The sequence below is a fragment of the Paenibacillus sp. Z3-2 genome (assembly GCF_054161325.1).
Genome location: NZ_CP096397.1, coordinates 4,541,848 through 4,559,106, shown reverse-complemented (window position 1 = coordinate 4,559,106; position 17,259 = coordinate 4,541,848). Strand labels below are relative to the sequence as shown.

Genomic DNA, 17,259 nt, shown 5'->3' with positions numbered 1-17,259 from the left:
ATAGATGAGCGGTGAAATTTACGAACATTTTAGCCATGATGAGCGGGACTTTGTAGATAAGGCTTCGGATTGGGTTGAGCAGGCAGGTAAGTATCATGACATGAAGCTAACTGACTTCCTTGATCCAAGACAGGTTTTTATATTACAGACTCTTGCCAATCGCCGTAACGACGTTCAGATTCGTCTGAATGGTGGTTACGAGGTTGCTGAACGCAAGCGTGCGCTGGTTGCACCTGATTATATGTATCTGGATGATGAGGATATGGGAATGCAGGTGCTCAGTATCACGTCTGATGATCAGAAAATCTCGGAGCTGGAGCATGGGGACTATATGGGTTCCCTGCTCGGGCTTGGGATGAAGCGTGGAAAGATCGGGGATATCCAAGTGCTGGAGGACGGTTGCCATACAGTGGTGGCTGCGGAAACCGGCGCTTTTTTATCGCTTCAACTGAATCAGGTGCATCGGTTACATGTGTTCACAGAGTTACTTCCTTTGGATCAGATGCGATGGTCAGAGAGTAAACTGGAGACGATGGACATTACGGTCGCTTCGCTTCGTTTGGATGGGATCTGCGCAGATGTGTATCGGCTTAGTCGCAGTAAGGTGCTGGTGCCAATCAAAGCCGGTCGCTGTCGTGTGAACTGGAAGGTTGAGGAAGACCCCTCCAAATCGTTAAAAGCAGGAGATGTCGTATCCATTCAGGGATTTGGCCGATTCAAGGTTATTGAACAGGACGGGATGACAAAAAAAGGACGCTGTCGAGTGAAAATCGGCAAATTTGCCTGAGACTGTTGCAGGAAAATTGGCTTTCTTGTCGAAATGTTTAACGTAAAGATGTAAAAAATACGCGGTGTTTCCGATATACATTAAGTCAAAGGTTTAAATGAACGTCTGAGGATGCAATTCGGATCCTGCATTCCGTATAAGTTGCCAGAGTTAGGCATCAACGATACGGCCCCTTGGGTGGAACCCCTATGCTGCAACCTTCTCTGAACGGGAAGGAACTTTTACAGGAGGTGGACAGCATGCCATTAACGCCGCTGGACATACACAACAAGGAATTTTCCCGACGTTTGCGCGGGTATGACGAGGATGAAGTCAATGAATTCCTGGATCAAGTCATCAAAGATTACGAAGGCGTCATTCGCGAGAACAAAGAGCTGAGCAATCAGTTGCTGTCCGTTCAGGAGAAACTGGATCATTTTGCCACGATTGAAGAAACGCTCAGCAAAACGATCATCATTGCGCAGGAAGCTGCTGATGATGTGAAGGGTAATGCCAAGAAAGAAGCGCAGTTGATCGTGAAGGAAGCAGAGAAAAATGCAGACCGGATCGTGAACGAATCACTGGGTAAATCGCGTAAAATTGCTTTGGAAGTGGAAGAACTGAAAAAGCAGGCATCGATTTACCGTGCACGTTTCCGCACGCTTGTTGAAGCGCAGCTTGAACTGTTGACTCAGGATGGTTGGGAAGTGCTGGAGAGCCGGGAGCAGGAAGTGCGTGACCGTGAGCGGGAGATGAAAGAAATTTATTAGTCTGTCGCCTGGTTGACTTTTGTCTGCAAAGAGGCTATAACTATATTCATAATGAATAGTGATTCCATGACGGGTTCAGTACGTTATGATCTCATCCCTCAGAGAGTTGGTGGTTGGTGCAAACCAATGGATGAGTTATAGCCGAATATCTCCCCGGAGAAGTGACGCTGAAGCGGTGTACTTGAGTGCCGTGTGTAAGCCGAACCGTAAGCCGTACGTTATAACGGCACCCTGCGGTAGTATAGCGGGGCATAAGCGCTGTTGATGACAGAGCATACCCAGGCTTGCTTGGATGTGGTTTGTGATGAACAGAATTAGGGTGGTAACGCGAGTATAGTCTCGTCCCTTTCCAGGGATGGGGCTTTTTTTGTGTCCAAAAAAGGGCGAACGTCCATGAGGCCCGAAGGGACCTCAAGGAGAGAGCCACCCGCCGGGAGAGCGAAGCGCCCAGCACCGGGTTTCGCCAAGGCGAACGTCCATGAGGCCCGAAGGGACCTCAAGGAGAGAGCCGCCCGCCGGGGGAGCGAAGCGCCCGGCAATCGGGTTTCGCCAAGGCGAACGTCCATGAGGCCCGAAGGGACCTCAAGGAGAAAGCCGCCCGCCGGGGAAGCGAAGCGCCCGGCAACACCGGCCTCGCAATAAGGCCATGCGGCGTTCCCGGAGGGAACAGCCGCAGAATGGCCGCCACCACGCACATAAACCCTCGCCCATAAGCGCCACCGTTCCCCCAACGACAACCTATCCCGGGTGTCCAGAGGGCGGAGCGCCTATGGGGTCCCCCTTGGCAAGGGGGATTTAGGGGGATTGAAACGCTTTTTGTGGACGGTCCACAATCTAACTAAAGAAAGGGAAGTTGATCATCATGCAACGAGTTGACGTCAAAGAGAAGGCACGTGCCAGAGAATTACGCGTGTTAGATAAATGGAAAACGGAAAATACATTCAAAAGATCCATCGAAAACCGGGAGGGTAAGCCAAACTTCGTATTTTATGAAGGGCCGCCTACAGCGAACGGCAAACCGCATATCGGTCACGTACTGGGACGCGTAATCAAGGATTTCGTGGGACGGTATAACACGATGAAGGGTTACCGCGTCGTTCGTAAAGCGGGCTGGGATACACATGGTCTGCCTGTAGAACTGGGTGTACAGAAGAAGCTCGGCATCTCTCACAAGTGGGAAATCGAAGATTACGGCGTGGAGAAATTCATTAACGAATGTAAAGCGAGCGTATTTGAATACGAGCAACAATGGCGTGATCTGACAGAAGGTATTGGTTATTGGACGGATATGGATAACCCGTATATCACCCTGGATAACAACTACATCGAGAGTGTATGGAACATCCTGGCGACGATCCACGAGAAAGGGCTGCTGTATCGTGGTCACCGTGTGAGCCCGTATTGTCCATCTTGTCAGACGACACTGAGTTCCCATGAAGTTGCACAAGGGTACAAAGACGTCAAAGACTTGAGCGCTACAGCCAAATTCAAGCTGAATGACAGTGGAGAATTCGTACTCGCCTGGACGACGACGCCTTGGACACTCCCTTCACACGTAGCACTTGCCGTGAATCCGGATATGGACTACTCCCGTGTTCGCCAAGAGGATGAAGTGTACATCATGGCTACCAATCTGGTTGAGAAAGTGATGAAAGATACCAAAGATGAGTATGAAATCATTGGTGCACTGAAAGGTGCCGATCTGGTTGGCAAAACGTATGATCCTCCGTTCAACTACGTACAGGCTGAGAAAGCCAACATCATTCTGGGCGCAGGTTTTGTAACGGATGCGAGTGGTACGGGTATCGTACACATGGCTCCTGCCCATGGTGAAGATGACTATCGAGTGTGCCGTGAGAATGGCATCAGTTTCGTCAACATGGTGGACCTGGAAGGCAAATTTGTCGCTGAGGTTACTGACTTTGCCGGACGTTTCGTGAAGGATTGTGATATTGATATCGTGAGATATCTGTCCGAGAAGGGACGTTTGTTCAGCAAAGAAAAATATGAGCACAGCTATCCATTCTGCTGGCGTTGTGATACACCGCTTCTGTACTATGCGATGGACAGCTGGTTTATCCAAACGACAGCCATCAAGGACCAACTGATTGCCAACAACAGTGAAGTGGACTGGTACCCGGGTCATGTTCGTGAAGGTCGTTTCGGGAAGTTCCTTGAAGATCTGGTGGATTGGAACATCAGCCGTGACCGTTATTGGGGAACACCGCTGAACATCTGGGTGTGTGAAGAGACTGGCGAACAATTTGCTCCACACAGCATTGCTGAATTGCGTGCTCGTGCGGTAGGCGATGTGCCTGAGAATCTTGAATTGCATAAACCATATGTGGATGACGTTAAAGTCATGAGCTCTTGTGGCAAATATGAAATGAAACGTACGCCGGAAGTGATCGATGTCTGGTTCGACAGCGGATCTATGCCGTTTGCTCAGCAGCACTATCCATTTGAAAATAAAGAAGTGTTCGAACAGCAGTATCCTGCTGATATGATCTGTGAAGGAATTGACCAGACACGCGGCTGGTTCTACAGCTTGCTGGCAGTTTCTACCCTTTTGACAGGCAAAGCGCCGTACAAAGCGGTTATGGCTACAGGTCACGTCCTCGACGAGAATGGACAGAAGATGTCCAAATCCAAAGGTAACGTCATCGATCCTTGGGAAGTGATTGAAGAATATGGTACAGATGCATTCCGCTGGGCTTTGTTATCTGATAGTGCACCGTGGAACAGCAAACGTTTCTCCAAAGGCATCGTAGGCGAAGCGAAATCCAAAATGGTGGATACACTGGTCAACACCCATGCATTCCTGACGCTTTACGCGACCATTGATGGATTTGATCCACAGGAGCATCCGTTCCAACTGTCCGCTCACAAGCTGGATCGCTGGATTCTGTCGAGACTGAACAGCCTGATCCTGGTTGTAGAAAAAGCGCTGTTGGTTAACGACTATCTGAACTCTTCCAAAGCGATTGAAGCGTTTGTTGATGAGTTGAGTAACTGGTATATCCGTCGTTCCCGTGATCGGTTCTGGGGAAGTGGCCTGACAGAGGATAAATTGGACGCTTACCGTACATTGACTGAGGTACTGGTGACTACAGCGAAGTTGGTTGCTCCGTTCACGCCGATGCTGGCAGAAGATATCTATCTGAACCTTGCAACAGGTGCGAGTGTGCACATGGAGGACTATCCAGTAGCCAATGAAGCGCTGATTGATGCAGGACTGGAACAGGATATGGAGACGGCCCGCCGTGTGGTTGAACTTGCCCGTAACGTTCGTAACGAAACAGGCATCAAGACACGTCAGCCGCTGTCTGAATTGATTGTTTCCCTGGATAAAGGCTTTGATCTGGCAAGTTATGAAGAGATCATCAAGGAAGAGATCAATGTGAAAGGAATCCGTACGGAGCATAATGATGCGGAATTCGTTGACTTTACATTGAAGCTGAACCTGAAGGTCGCAGGTAAAAAATACGGCAAAAACGTAGGTTTCCTGCAAAACTTCTTCAAGGGAATGTCCGCAGATGAAACACGTAAAGTGGTTTCGGAAGGTGTGCTGAACATCGTTTCTCCAGAAGGTGAAGAGCTGCAAGTGACGAACGAAGAATTGTTGGTCGATAAACAGGCCAAATCAGGCTTTGCCTCAGCATCTGGTTACGGTCTGACGGTTGCGCTCAATACCGAAATCACGACAGCATTGGAACAGGAAGGTTGGGTCCGTGAAGTGGTTCGTGCCGTGCAAGATACCCGGAAACGACTGGACCTGCCGATTGAGAAAAGAGTACGTTTGACGCTGGATGTGGATGCAGCGCTTCAGGAAGCTATTCAGGCGTTTGATGATGTGTTGCGCGAAAATGTACTCGTGACAGAAGTGACATTTGGCACGAACGAGGCCATGGAACGTGTTGAAGCCGGAGGCAAATCGATCGGTATTTATATCGAGGTGTAATTCGGAGTATCTTCCATCCAACGAGGACAGCATATAGAGTATGGACCAACGAGCCGCAGAGGCAGGGAACATTTTCCCTGTATCTGGGCTCGTTTGGTTTTTGGGCAAAAAGGAAATGATTCTATTGTACAGTCAATCTATATTGATCAAAGGAACGGAGCAAACATGAGCGAACATGATGACAAGCAATCTGCATCCATTTCACAATCGACATCAGATGATCTGACTTCACATGACAAAATTGAAGAGTTACATACCTTGACTAACCGCCTTGCTAATGAACTGGAGCGTTCCCGAATTGCGCAATACACGGAATTGTTAAACAGACCCTGGAAGCTGATTGGACTGAACTTGATGTCTGGAGCCGCACGAGGTGTGGGGATCGCAATTGGGTTCACTTTTTTCGCAGCAACGATCATTTATGTTTTACAGCTGCTTGGGGCGCTCAATCTTCCTATTGTTGGGGATTACATCGCTGATATTGTGCGCATTGTCCAGCGTCAGCTTGATATGAACACCTACTAAGTCATGTAGGGATTGATATTAAGGTGCAATTAATACATGTCATCCGTCTCCGTGTCCGTGTCCGTGTCCGGTTCTAACAGACCATCGCCTTCACCATTCTCCAGGTACTGGCGATATTGCCGGTTGCGCACAATGGATACGTCATGACCGTAGATATCTGTTGCAACAAAGCTTTCGTACGCTTCAACACAGCCTTCCACTTCATCTGTTGCTTCAATGGCCATAACATCATAGCTGTCAATATCTCGTCCTTCAGCCATGGCTGGTGAATTCGATGTGCCCCAGCTCTCAACGATCTGCCAGGCATCCTCGCCATCGAAGCCATTTTGGTCATCATGTTCGTCCAGACTTGTTCGACCAAATGCCGGGGCGAGGAATTCTTCCTCCACAGGGCGGTTTACGGAGACAACCGTTTCCGGTTGATGTTTTTTGCAATATTTGGTGTAGGGCACAGCCTCCATACGTTCATATGGAATGGGTTGCTGGCATACCGCGCACGTACCATAATGCCCTTCTTCGATGGAGTGCAGTGCCGAGTCGATACGCTCCAATTGGAACTCATCGTGTTCCAGCAGGGAAATATCTTTCTCGCGTTCATAGACCTCCGTAGCTATATCACCAGGATGGTTATCAATCGGTGATAGTTCACCTGTCTGTAGCTTGAGGGAGTCTCCGAGGCCATAATGTTCGTTTTCCGATAGTCTATGTTCAATGTCGCGCTTATCAGTCATCAATTGGGAACGTAAAGATTGTAGCTGTTTGGCAGTAAAATGTGACATGGTTTTCCCCTTTCTATTCCGTGTGGAATCCGGATTTTGTCTCTATTGTAGGATGTACCATTAAGGACAGGATTACAGAAGGGAAATGTTATCGTTTTTGCCAAGAGCGTGGCAACACAGCGCGCCGTGGACGATTTCCAAACAGCTGTGCTACAATAAACAAGTCTGGCGTAAGCCTGGTATCGTTTGGAAAAGACAAGAACGGAGTGACAACAAACGTGGTGTATTATATCCTCGCTTTTATCGTATTTTTATTGGATCAGGGAACTAAGTTCCTAATTGCAACCCGGATGGAACTCAGAGAAGAAATTCCGGTCATCGGCAATTTCTTTATCATCACATCACATCGTAATTCAGGTGCAGCTTTTGGTATTCTGCAAGACCAGCGTTGGTTCTTTATTGTGGTTACGGTGATTGTAGTCGTTGCCTTGATTTGGTATTTGCAAAAGGTAAAAGATACCCCGCACAAATTGCTGCCTGTGGCGCTTAGTTTAGTGCTGGGTGGAGCGATCGGCAACTTCCTTGACCGGGCCTTGACCGGAGAAGTTGTGGATTTTGTACAGCTTAACTTTGGAAGTTACACGTTTCCCATTTTCAACATCGCCGACTCGGCAATCTGTATCGGTGTAGCGTTGATCATTGTGGAGACGTTGCTTGAAGGACGGCGCGAAAAAGCAGCCGCGAAGATTGAAGGGAATGAACATCATGAGTAATCTGAATGAGGAACAGATCAACGACGAAGAACTATTGAATGGCAATGAGCGTATGGAATGGACTGTTGCCGCTGAACATAAGAAAGAACGCATTGATAAATATATTACGGAAGCTGTGGACAACGTATCTCGCTCCCAAGTTCAATTGTGGATTGGAGACGGGTTAGTTACGGTAAATGGTGCTGTAGTTAAAGCCAATGCCAAGTTATCCGAAGGTGATCTGATTGAACTACAGATTCCTGAACCAACTTCCGTTGAGATCATTGCCGAAGATATTCCGCTGGAAGTGGTATATGAAGACAGTGACTTGATCGTGATCAATAAACAGCGTGGTCTTGTGGTGCATCCAGCACCAGGACATACGTCTGGTACGCTCGTCAATGCGCTCATGTACCACTGCAAAGACCTTTCAGGTATCAATGGGGAATTGCGCCCAGGTATTGTACATCGCATTGATAAGGATACGTCTGGTCTTATTATGGCTGCCAAGAACGACCGTGCGCATGCCTCACTGGCTGCTCAGTTGAAGGACCATACAGTGAACAGACGTTATATCGCGCTCGTTCATGGTCATCTTAATCATGATCAAGGGACCATTGATGCACCGATTGGACGTGATACCAATGACCGCAAAATGTATACGGTCACGGAACGCAACAGTAAACATGCAGTTACGCATTTTACCGTTACGGAGCGGATCAATGACTACACCTTGCTGGAATTGAAACTGGAGACAGGACGTACTCACCAGATTCGGGTTCACATGAAATTTATTGGTCATCCGCTTGTCGGAGATCCCACGTATGGACGGAATAAAGGCATCAAAATGCAAGGACAGGCTCTTCATGCTGCCATTCTTGGATTCGTGCATCCGACTACGGGAGAATACCTTGAATTTACAGCTCCGCTTCCGCAGGATATGGAAGACGTACTTGCTTCACTGCGCAGTCGTTAACAGCTCCAAGAAAGTACAAATGTTCGGATACTTTGTCCATGGCTTTGAATACGCAAATCCTTCATATTTAATTGTAGAAATTTGCGTCAAATGAGGAGATGAACAACGTTATGAGTATCGATAAATATCAAGAAACTTACATTCAGACTAATTTTGCCGACCGTATCGGTGGCTCCAACTATGGTAAAGACACGAACATTTATAAATTCGAGAAAATCAAACGCGCCAAAGCTTCGGCCAAAAAAGATTTCCCCGATGTGGAACTGATTGACCTTGGTGTAGGTGAACCAGACGAGATGGCTGATGCAGGCATTGTCGCAGCACTTGCAGAAGAAGCTTCCAGACCTGAGAACCGTGGTTATGCTGATAATGGTATTCCTGAATTCAAAGCTGCTGCTGCTTCTTACCTGAAAAACGTATTCAACGTAGAAAGTATCGATGCAGATACTGAAATCGTGCACTCCATTGGTTCCAAACCGGCTTTGGCGATGATGCCTTCATGCTTCATCAATCCGGGTGATGTAACGATCATGACCGTTCCAGGTTACCCGGTTATGGGCACACATACAAAGTATCTGGGTGGAGAAGTGTTCAACATTCAATTGACGAAGGAGAACAACTTCTTGCCTGATCTGACGGCTATTCCGGAAGATATCGCAAAACGTGCGAAGTTGCTCTACCTGAACTATCCGAACAATCCGACTGGTGCAAGTGCCACAGTGGAGTTCTTCACTGAAGTAGTGGAGTGGGCGAAAAAATACAACGTAGTCGTAGTCCATGATGCTCCGTATGCAGCATTGACGTACGATGGCAAAAAACCATTCAGCTTCCTGTCGGTACCTGGTGCGAAGGATGTCGGCGTCGAGCTGCACTCTCTGTCCAAGTCCTACAATATGACGGGTTGGAGAATTGGCTTCGTAGCGGGTAATCCGCTTGTAGTCAAAGCATTCAGCGACGTGAAGGACAACAACGACTCCGGTCAGTTCATCGCGATTCAGAAAGCTGCTGCATATGGTTTGAATCACCCTGAGATCACAGAAAAAATTGCAGAGAAATATTCCCGTCGTCACGACATGCTCGTTGCCGCACTGAATGAACTGGGCTTCCAGGCTGAAAAACCTAAAGGTTCCTTCTTCCTGTATGTTGAAGCACCAAAAGGTGTAGTTGGTGGACGTCGCTTCGAATCGGGCGAAGATTTCTCCCAATTCCTGATCCGTGAGAAACTGATCTCGTCCGTACCTTGGGATGATGCGGGTAACTTTGTTCGTTTCTCCGTTACCTTTGAAGCTAAAGGTGAAGAGGAAGAGAAACGTGTTATCGCTGAGATCAAGCGTCGTCTAAGCGACGTACAATTCGAATTTTAATTGCAGCACCCAATAGCTTCATTATGTACACACGAAGAGACCAGAAACGGTCTCTTTTTTATGTCCATATTAGATTTTTTTTCATTTACTCCCTTTACAAAATTATACAAGCAACATATGATTAGATCTTTACGTTATTTGTTATATACAGAAGTTGTTTTTGAAGGGAGTTATTACAATTGTTATCATCACGAACGAGTACGGTGTCCTCAGCGACTACAAAAAATGGCAGTACAGTTTCAGGATTTATCAGATTGTTAAGACCTAAACAGTGGACTAAAAATCTGCTGTTATTTGCTGCGTTACTTTTCTCTTTTGAAGAGATCCGGACGGAAACCATTCTTGCGACGTTGCTTGGTTTTATTCTATTTAGCCTCGTTGCAGGCTGTGTTTATATTTTGAATGACTATGTAGACCGGGACAGGGATCAGCAGCATCCGGTGAAAAAGTATCGTCCCATTGCTTCGGGTCAGGTGAATCCGGCTCATGCTTTGTTGTTTGGCATTATCCTGTTAATCCTTTCGGTAGGAACAGCCTTCGTAATGAACCCGCTATTTGGGGTATTATGTATCGTCTATTTTCTGTTGAATGTGTCATATTCCTTGGTGCTGAAGCATCTCGTTATCTTGGATATGATGACTATTGCAGCGGGTTTTGTACTTCGTGCTATTGCCGGTGGTGTACTGATCCATGTACCTTTCACACCATGGTTTTTGATCTGTACGATGCTGCTGTCGTTATTTCTGGCCATTGGCAAACGGAGAAATGAACTTACCTTGCTTGAAGGGAACACAGGATCACATCGTAAAGTTTTGGATAACTATTCCATTACCTTGTTGGACCAATTCAATACGATTGTGACGACAGCTACGATTATTAGCTACTCCCTGTTCACATTCACTTCAGATCGAACCATTCATCTGATGTGGACAATTCCACTGGTCATTTATGGCATGTTCCGTTACTTGTATCTAATCCATATGAAAAACCAGGGGGGATCGCCTGATCGTGTGCTGTTTGAGGACAAGCCCATATTAATTACGGTTATATTGTATGTGATAAGTGTTGTTACAATCTTTACTATCTTTGAATAAGACTGAGGGGGATCAGGGTGAAAAGCACGAAAGTCGCGATCTTTGATATTGATAAAACGATTATACGCAGTGATTCCATGTTTCAATTTGTACATTATGGTGTTCGACGTTACCCTTGGCAGGTATGGAGATTGCCTGTCATTGCATTACATACGGTGTTATTCAAGGCGGGATTCATGACTGTGGAACGAGTCAAGCGCTCCTACTTTCAAGAAATTGAGCGCATGTCTGAGAAAGATCTGGAGCATTTCTTTGATACCCGCTTGCGTACATCCATTTTTGCTGAGGCCAGTGTGGAGATGCAGCATCGCAAGGAAGCAGGCTACCATGTCTTGCTTGTCACCGCGTCTCCGCATGCCTATATGAAATATTTTAAAAACTTTCCCTGGGTGGATCATGTAATTGGGACTGAACTGGTCCGTCATGCGAATGGTTACACGTGCAGAATTGAAGGCAGTAATTGCAAAGGGGAAGAGAAGGTGCGCAGAATTCAGGCTTATCTGAGTGAGAAGAACATGGTAATTGACTATGATCAGTCATGTTCCTACTCGGACTCCTTATCCGACCTTCCGGTCATGCAGCTTGTGAGTCAGCGTTACTTTATTAACAAGCGTGTTCCGGACATGGAGGCATTAACGTGGGGGAAATGAAGTCGCGTCATGCAGGTAAATGGTTGATGCTCGTCTCCGCTTTTCTCACAGCCACGGGTCAATTGTTCTGGAAATGGGGACTAACCGAGTGGATATACCTGGGTGTTGGTTTTCTGTGTTATGGACTTGGGGCGATTCTAATGATTAAAGCTTTTGCTCTGGAAAAACTTTCAGTTGCATATCCTCTGATGTGTGCCAGCTACGTGTTTGCTTTAATCTATGGATATTTCTTGCTCGGTGAAGAAATTACGGTGCAGAAACTGGCCGCCATTGTGCTGCTTGGAATCGGGGTGACATTAACCAGTGTTGATCGATAGTTGGATGGTTGCTGTGTTAATTGTCATGACGTTGTGCGGTGCACTGGGCGGGGCCGGATTGAAAGCTTATGCGACGAGTCGCAATCGTCTGCATGTGCTCTTGGGACTCGGATTCTACGGGATGGGTGCGTTACTGAATATTGTGTTGTTGAAGTTTCTTCCATTAACCGTCGTATTGCCTGCCAACGCATTAACATATGTCTGGACTCTCATCATAGCGCGGTTGGTATTTAAGGAGAAGGTGGGCCCTTTACGGTGGATCGGTGTGGCATGTATTATGGGCGGGCTATGTTTATTGGTGTTCTAGAACTTATTTAAATTGGATGTGAAATGAAAGTATGAAATTTTTGGATTACATATTTTATAATCGCAGAGTCAACTATACAGCTTTTTTCCTGTTTGCGGGATTCGCTTTGTTCTATGGTTTAATGAATGGCTCGTATGTTCTGTATATTGAGAATAACGCAGAGATGTTGGGGGCGTATACCCCATTTAATACGACACTGTTTCCAATCAATTTATTCAACTTTGATCCTTCGATGTATTATGGGGACAACAGTTCTTCCGTTATCCACCCGCTCATTTCTTTTCTGGCAGTTACCCTTGCAGCTGTAGCGAAGCTGCTGGGAGGTAACTGGTTCTTTCTAATCTTGCAATCGTTGATCAATGCGGGTTCGGTGGTGCTGGCGTATCTGTTCTTGAGTCAAAAAGAAAACAGACCGACGATCACACCGCTGCTGTTCGCCTTGTTGTTTGGTTTCAGTTCCTACTTGATGTATACCGCGCTGATTCCGGACTCGTATCCGTATGTACAGTTCGTTATCCTTCTCTCTGTGGTTTACATGCAGTATACTCGTGAGCGTCAGGACATACGTTATGTACCCAATGCTTTGCTTGCATCGATTAACTTCGGGCTAACCTCGACAAACATCGTACCGTTTGCTGCTGCCACATTCTTCAATATGCATGCATGGCGCAATAAGGCGGGGTGGAAGAAATATATTGGTATCATGGTGCTAGCAGTTCTGATGATTGCCGTGTTTACCGGCATTCAGTATGTTGCATTTGGAGGTAAGAGCTGGGTTAGTAATTGGCTGTTGGGCATTCAAAATGGCGGGACCAGCTATGCAACGCCATTCCAGATTGCGGTTCATTGGAAAGCATTGAACATGCTAACCATTAATCCGATGCTGACACCGAAGATGCATTTGCTGGACCCTGGCATGGCAGCCTTTGTTACGGATCTGTCCCGTTCCAATCCAATCTACGTGCAGATTACAGGTATCTTTATTTTACTACTGGCATTCATGGGCTTCATTAAGGGCATTCGTGAACGTGAAGTGTGGACCCTTATGCCATATATTATGTTTGCCTTTTTGCTTCATGTTGTTGTGGGCTTCGGTCTGGCCGTCTTTCAATACGATATGTACCTGTATGCGGGACATTATCTGTTTGCGTTTTTCCTGTTGGGTGGAGGTTTCGTCATCCGTATTCGTCCGGGTTTGGGCAAAAATGCACTATTCGTTCTGCTTATGTTATCCGTGCTTATTACAGCTGGTAATAATATATATCGTCATATCGAGACCTTATCCACGATTAAGCAGTCCTATGAACAGCTGGAGCAGGATCGTATGCTCCTTCAAGATTCAGACTCAGTCCTTTAAAAGTATTCTTAACCCTTTACCGTATCTGTGGATGCAGGTAGAGGGTTATTTTGGCTATATCGAATTTCTCATTTGCCTATGGATAAATATGCAGAAATGTTGTATAATTATGAATAACCAATGAGATGTAATGTGCATGGATGTTTTTCGGCCTAACTGCTGATTCTAAGAAGAACGTAGCAGAGGATTTTCACCTGCGATGGTGAGGTGTTGACAGAGGGTTGTCTATCTGTCATAATTCATGAAGACAAACGGACATATTGAGTACAGAACCCTGTGAGGTCCTGCAATATGAACGACATGAATAGCACCTTTAAATCAGTCCCGTGAGACTGGCAAGGTAACGTGAACGATACATCGTTTTTTGCTGCGGCAAATGAAGCGATGCATCCCCGAGAGTAAACTTTCTTCAGAGCGGTCTGAAGTTCGGAGACTCCTTGCCAATAAACACGGCAAGGAGTCTTTTTTGTTCTCCTCGTCACGGGGCCATGATGCTGAAGGGAAAATCCTGAGGAGGCTGAACGCATGAGCACAGAGACACATGTCATTATGGATGAGACGGCGATCCGCCGCGCATTAACACGGATTGCCCATGAGATATTGGAAAAAAACAAAGGAATCGACGATTGTGTATTGGTCGGTATTCGTACACGAGGGGTTTACCTGGCTGAACGGATTGCCGCCAAGATTGAAGAAATCGAAGGCGCCAAAGTCCCCTGGGGAGAACTGGATGTGACTCCTTACCGCGATGACCGCTTGGACGAGAATAAAGCGAATCGCAAGGAAATGTTGATTATGACACCTGAATCACTTTCGATCCATAACAAAAAAGTGATTTTGTTCGATGATGTGCTTTATACCGGACGGACGATTCGCGCAGCGATGGATGCCCTGATGGACTGTGGAAGACCGCAGAACATTCAGCTAGCTGTACTCGCAGACCGCGGACACCGGGAACTTCCGATCCGACCTGATTTTATCGGCAAGAATGTGCCGACTTCCAAATCAGAGGAGATCGAGGTTGCACTCATGGAAACAGACGGACAGGACGAAGTCAAAATCACTCAGAACCGGGGGGAACAAGCATGATGATTACACAACCAGCATTGAGAGACCGGAGCTTGCTTGGACTGAAGGAACTTAGCCGAGGAGAAATTGATTCGATTCTGAACAGAGCAGCTCACTGGGAAGGGCAGAAAGAGAAACTGGTTCCCGTACTGGAATCACGCTTCGTTGCCAATATGTTCTTCGAAAACAGCACCCGTACGCGCTTCTCGTTCGAAATGGCAGAGAAACGCTTGGGCGCACAAGTGCTGAACTTCACGGCAGCGGCATCCAGTGTGGAAAAGGGAGAGTCCATCTACGATACGGTACGCACGCTTGAGTCGATGGGCATTGATGCAGGGGTAATCCGGTTGAAACCGGCAGGCGTTCTGCAACAACTGGCTCAGAAAGTGAATGTACCACTCGTTAACGCTGGAGACGGTAATAATGAGCATCCTACACAGGCACTGCTGGATCTCTACACAATGCGGAAAGCATTTGGCGAACTGAAGGGCCTGCGTGTCTCCATCATTGGCGACATTTTGCATAGCCGCGTAGCACGCTCCAACCTGTGGGCACTGCAAAAGTTTGGTGCAGATGTACGTTTCTGTGCACCACCAACGATGCAGGCACCGGAACTCGCAGAGTATGCGCCTTATGTCGGTCTTGAAGAAGCGCTGGATGCAGATGTAGTCATGATGCTCCGTGTTCAATTGGAACGTCATCAACATGGCTTGATTACTTCAGCTGAGGATTATCGCGAACACTACGGATTGACGGAAGAACGTGCGTCACGCCTAAAACCAAGTACGATTATCATGCACCCTGCTCCTGTGAATCGCAACGTCGAGGTAGATGACGCGGTTGTGGAGAGTGAAGCATCGCGGATCTTCCCGCAGATGGCAAACGGCGTTCCAATCCGCATGGCGGTTATGGAACGTGCGATGAAACTGTAACAGGGTCTGGCTGTGGGTCATAGGCTGATGGTACGGAAGTTCTTATAGAGCAATATGAGAGTACACGATAAAGAAAATCATCCGGCTTGCCTGGTAAACCGGACAGAACCGAAGCGGAGGGCAATTATGCTACAAATTATAAAGAACGCCAACATCTTGAACCAACAAGGGGAACTTGAACGGAAAACCATCATTATAGATGAAGGTAAAATTAAAAAGATCGTTGGTCTGGAAGACAAAGCCGTAGTGGATGCCGAAAAGTCAGCGCATCATGTGACAGACGCATCAGGGAAACTGGTCATTCCAGGATTGATCGATATGCACGTGCATCTGCGTGAACCTGGATTCGAACACAAAGAGACAATTGAAACAGGTGCCCGTTCAGCAGCACAAGGCGGATTTACAACGATCGCGTGCATGCCGAACACAAGACCGGTAACAGACACACCGGAAGTTGTGAAGCTTGTATTGGATAAAGCCAAAGAAGCCGATCTGGTGAAAGTGTTACCTTATGCAGCGATTACGAAAAACGAACTGGGTCGTGAACTTACCGATTTTGCGGCATTGAAAGAAGCAGGGGCTATTGGATTCACGGATGACGGTGTAGGCGTACAAAATGCTCAAATGATGAAGGATGCCATGAGCCTCGCGGCAAGCATGGATATGCCGGTTATTGCACACTGTGAAGATGACTCACTGGTTGTCGGTGGATATGTGACAGAAGGCGAGTTTTCGAAGCGTCACGGCATCAAAGGGATTCCAAATGAATCCGAGGCCATCCACGTGGGCCGTGATATCTTGCTCGCGGAAGCAACCGGAGTGCATTACCACGTCTGCCACGTAAGTACAGAACAGTCGGTTCGCCTGATCCGTCTGGCGAAGTCCATCGGCATTAAAGTAACTGCTGAGGTGTGTCCACACCATCTGGTGCTGTCGGATGAAGATATCCCGGGCATGGACGCTAACTGGAAAATGAACCCACCGCTGCGTTCACCACGCGATGTGCAGGCTTGTATCGAAGGATTGCTGGACGGCACGCTGGACATGATCGTAACTGATCACGCGCCACACAGTGAGGAAGAGAAAGCCAAAGGCATGGAGCTGGCACCTTTCGGAATCGTAGGATTCGAAACAGCCTTCCCGCTGCTTTACACAAAGTTTGTGGAAACAGGACTGTGGAGCTTGGATTTCCTGGTGAAACGCATGACTGCTGATCCGGCACGTGTATTCCGACTGGATACAGGCAAGCTCGAAGAGGGAGCACCAGCGGATATTACGATGATTGACCTGAACGAAGAAAAGGCAGTTGATCCTGCAATGTTCGCAACCAAAGGAAGAAACACTCCGTTCACAGGCTGGAAGCTGAAAGGCTGGGCCGTACAAACATGGGTGGATGGCAAAAGCGTGTGGAGCAACACTGTACAACAATAAAACAGTACCATGGTAACTCGATAAATCATAAATCATTAGAACGTATATCTTGAATTCTTCAAAAAACAAGCCTTTATAACTCTAAATTTACAACTTTTACACCAGTAACATCTTTACAACTAACTCGAGGCAACTCATGCCGAGAGTCCAATATACGAAACAAACAAAGTTGAATGTCATGATTTTGAACTTGGACACCAACGTTACTGCGGAGTGGGCAGAAAGAACCCGAAGAAACGAAGTGCTCGCCTTTATCACCGGATTACATCA

At 47.1% G+C, this 17,259-nt stretch carries 16 protein-coding genes and 1 other annotated feature; of the genes, 15 read left to right on the top strand and 1 reads right to left on the bottom strand.

Features of this window, described 5'->3' with window-relative positions; all coding sequences use genetic code 11:
• The first annotated feature begins 4 nt into the window (after nucleotides 1-4).
• The 4 genes from M1D71_RS20365 (at nucleotide 5) to M1D71_RS20350 (ending at nucleotide 6,022) form a co-directional block, all read left to right on the top strand.
• A complete protein-coding gene (locus M1D71_RS20365) occupies nucleotides 5-787 on the top strand; it encodes a YlmH family RNA-binding protein (protein WP_458123420.1) in 783 nt (260 codons plus the stop codon).
• Between the two features lie 239 nt (nucleotides 788-1,026).
• The gene (locus tag M1D71_RS20360; protein ID WP_458127311.1) at nucleotides 1,027-1,536 is read left to right on the top strand and encodes a DivIVA domain-containing protein; all 510 of its coding nucleotides are present in this window, start codon (nucleotides 1,027-1,029) and stop codon (nucleotides 1,534-1,536) included.
• A gap of 57 nt (nucleotides 1,537-1,593) precedes the next feature.
• Nucleotides 1,594-1,886, top strand: a binding site (T-box leader).
• Between the two features lie 512 nt (nucleotides 1,887-2,398).
• Complete coding sequence (ileS, locus tag M1D71_RS20355; RefSeq protein WP_458123419.1) at nucleotides 2,399-5,497, top strand: isoleucine--tRNA ligase; 3,099 nt, start codon at nucleotides 2,399-2,401, stop codon at nucleotides 5,495-5,497.
• 165 nt (nucleotides 5,498-5,662) lie between these two features.
• Nucleotides 5,663-6,022, top strand: a complete 360-nt coding sequence (locus M1D71_RS20350; RefSeq protein ID WP_458123418.1) for a DUF5665 domain-containing protein — start codon at nucleotides 5,663-5,665, stop codon at nucleotides 6,020-6,022.
• Between the two features lie 29 nt (nucleotides 6,023-6,051).
• On the opposite strand, the gene M1D71_RS20345 is transcribed toward M1D71_RS20350, so the two are convergent.
• Nucleotides 6,052-6,801 carry a TraR/DksA C4-type zinc finger protein gene (locus M1D71_RS20345; RefSeq protein ID WP_458123417.1) on the bottom strand — a complete coding sequence of 250 codons (750 nt, stop codon included), beginning with the start codon at nucleotides 6,799-6,801 and terminating at the stop codon, nucleotides 6,052-6,054.
• Nucleotides 6,802-7,019: 218 nt separating this feature from the next.
• Here M1D71_RS20345 and lspA point away from each other — a divergent pair, with 218 nt between their 5' ends.
• The 11 genes from lspA (at nucleotide 7,020) to M1D71_RS20290 (ending at nucleotide 16,989) form a co-directional block, all read left to right on the top strand.
• Nucleotides 7,020-7,514: a signal peptidase II gene (gene lspA / locus M1D71_RS20340; protein WP_458127310.1), complete on the top strand. Its 495-nt coding sequence runs from the start codon at nucleotides 7,020-7,022 to the stop codon at nucleotides 7,512-7,514.
• A complete protein-coding gene (locus M1D71_RS20335) occupies nucleotides 7,507-8,469 on the top strand; it encodes an RluA family pseudouridine synthase (RefSeq protein WP_458123416.1) in 963 nt (320 codons plus the stop codon). Before lspA ends, M1D71_RS20335 begins: the two co-directional genes overlap by 8 nt.
• Before the next feature lie 110 nt (nucleotides 8,470-8,579).
• Nucleotides 8,580-9,833 (top strand): LL-diaminopimelate aminotransferase, encoded by a 1,254-nt coding sequence (locus M1D71_RS20330; protein ID WP_458123415.1) that lies wholly within the window; start codon nucleotides 8,580-8,582, stop codon nucleotides 9,831-9,833.
• A 203-nt stretch (nucleotides 9,834-10,036) separates the two neighbouring features.
• Nucleotides 10,037-10,927, top strand: a complete 891-nt coding sequence (locus tag M1D71_RS20325; protein ID WP_458127309.1) for a decaprenyl-phosphate phosphoribosyltransferase — start codon at nucleotides 10,037-10,039, stop codon at nucleotides 10,925-10,927.
• A 17-nt stretch (nucleotides 10,928-10,944) separates the two neighbouring features.
• A complete protein-coding gene (locus M1D71_RS20320; RefSeq protein ID WP_458123414.1) occupies nucleotides 10,945-11,577 on the top strand; it encodes an HAD family hydrolase in 633 nt (210 codons plus the stop codon).
• Entirely contained in the window at nucleotides 11,574-11,894 is a 321-nt protein-coding gene (locus M1D71_RS20315) for an EamA family transporter (RefSeq protein WP_458127308.1), read from the top strand. The genes M1D71_RS20320 and M1D71_RS20315 overlap by 4 nt, the downstream gene beginning before the upstream one ends.
• The gene (locus M1D71_RS20310; RefSeq protein WP_458123413.1) at nucleotides 11,881-12,201 is read left to right on the top strand and encodes an EamA family transporter; all 321 of its coding nucleotides are present in this window, start codon (nucleotides 11,881-11,883) and stop codon (nucleotides 12,199-12,201) included. The genes M1D71_RS20315 and M1D71_RS20310 overlap by 14 nt, the downstream gene beginning before the upstream one ends.
• A 31-nt stretch (nucleotides 12,202-12,232) precedes the next feature.
• Nucleotides 12,233-13,558: a DUF6080 domain-containing protein gene (locus M1D71_RS20305; protein ID WP_458123412.1), complete on the top strand. Its 1,326-nt coding sequence runs from the start codon at nucleotides 12,233-12,235 to the stop codon at nucleotides 13,556-13,558.
• Nucleotides 13,559-14,083: 525 nt separating this feature from the next.
• Complete coding sequence (gene pyrR, locus M1D71_RS20300; protein WP_017687330.1) at nucleotides 14,084-14,647, top strand: bifunctional pyr operon transcriptional regulator/uracil phosphoribosyltransferase PyrR; 564 nt, start codon at nucleotides 14,084-14,086, stop codon at nucleotides 14,645-14,647.
• Entirely contained in the window at nucleotides 14,647-15,558 is a 912-nt protein-coding gene (locus M1D71_RS20295; protein ID WP_458127307.1) for an aspartate carbamoyltransferase catalytic subunit, read from the top strand. The genes pyrR and M1D71_RS20295 overlap by 1 nt, the downstream gene beginning before the upstream one ends.
• A gap of 126 nt (nucleotides 15,559-15,684) precedes the next feature.
• Nucleotides 15,685-16,989 (top strand): dihydroorotase, encoded by a 1,305-nt coding sequence (locus tag M1D71_RS20290; RefSeq protein WP_458123411.1) that lies wholly within the window; start codon nucleotides 15,685-15,687, stop codon nucleotides 16,987-16,989.
• Nucleotides 16,990-17,259 lie beyond the last annotated feature (270 nt).

What these genes read in the sequence shown, in the direction of transcription:
- M1D71_RS20290 (WP_458123411.1), top strand. Translation starts at nt 15,685, where the DNA reads ATGCTACAAATTATAAAGAACGCCAACATCTTGAACCAACAAGGGGAA.
- pyrR (WP_017687330.1), top strand. Translation starts at nt 14,084, where the DNA reads ATGAGCACAGAGACACATGTCATTATGGATGAGACGGCGATCCGCCGC.
- M1D71_RS20350 (WP_458123418.1), top strand. Translation starts at nt 5,663, where the DNA reads ATGAGCGAACATGATGACAAGCAATCTGCATCCATTTCACAATCGACA.
- M1D71_RS20295 (WP_458127307.1), top strand. Translation starts at nt 14,647, where the DNA reads ATGATTACACAACCAGCATTGAGAGACCGGAGCTTGCTTGGACTGAAG.
- M1D71_RS20315 (WP_458127308.1), top strand. Translation starts at nt 11,574, where the DNA reads ATGAAGTCGCGTCATGCAGGTAAATGGTTGATGCTCGTCTCCGCTTTT.
- M1D71_RS20335 (WP_458123416.1), top strand. Translation starts at nt 7,507, where the DNA reads ATGAGTAATCTGAATGAGGAACAGATCAACGACGAAGAACTATTGAAT.
- M1D71_RS20305 (WP_458123412.1), top strand. Translation starts at nt 12,233, where the DNA reads ATGAAATTTTTGGATTACATATTTTATAATCGCAGAGTCAACTATACA.
- M1D71_RS20365 (WP_458123420.1), top strand. Translation starts at nt 5, where the DNA reads ATGAGCGGTGAAATTTACGAACATTTTAGCCATGATGAGCGGGACTTT.
- M1D71_RS20360 (WP_458127311.1), top strand. Translation starts at nt 1,027, where the DNA reads ATGCCATTAACGCCGCTGGACATACACAACAAGGAATTTTCCCGACGT.
- M1D71_RS20330 (WP_458123415.1), top strand. Translation starts at nt 8,580, where the DNA reads ATGAGTATCGATAAATATCAAGAAACTTACATTCAGACTAATTTTGCC.
- ileS (WP_458123419.1), top strand. Translation starts at nt 2,399, where the DNA reads ATGCAACGAGTTGACGTCAAAGAGAAGGCACGTGCCAGAGAATTACGC.
- M1D71_RS20345 (WP_458123417.1), bottom strand. Translation starts at nt 6,801, where the DNA reads ATGTCACATTTTACTGCCAAACAGCTACAATCTTTACGTTCCCAATTG.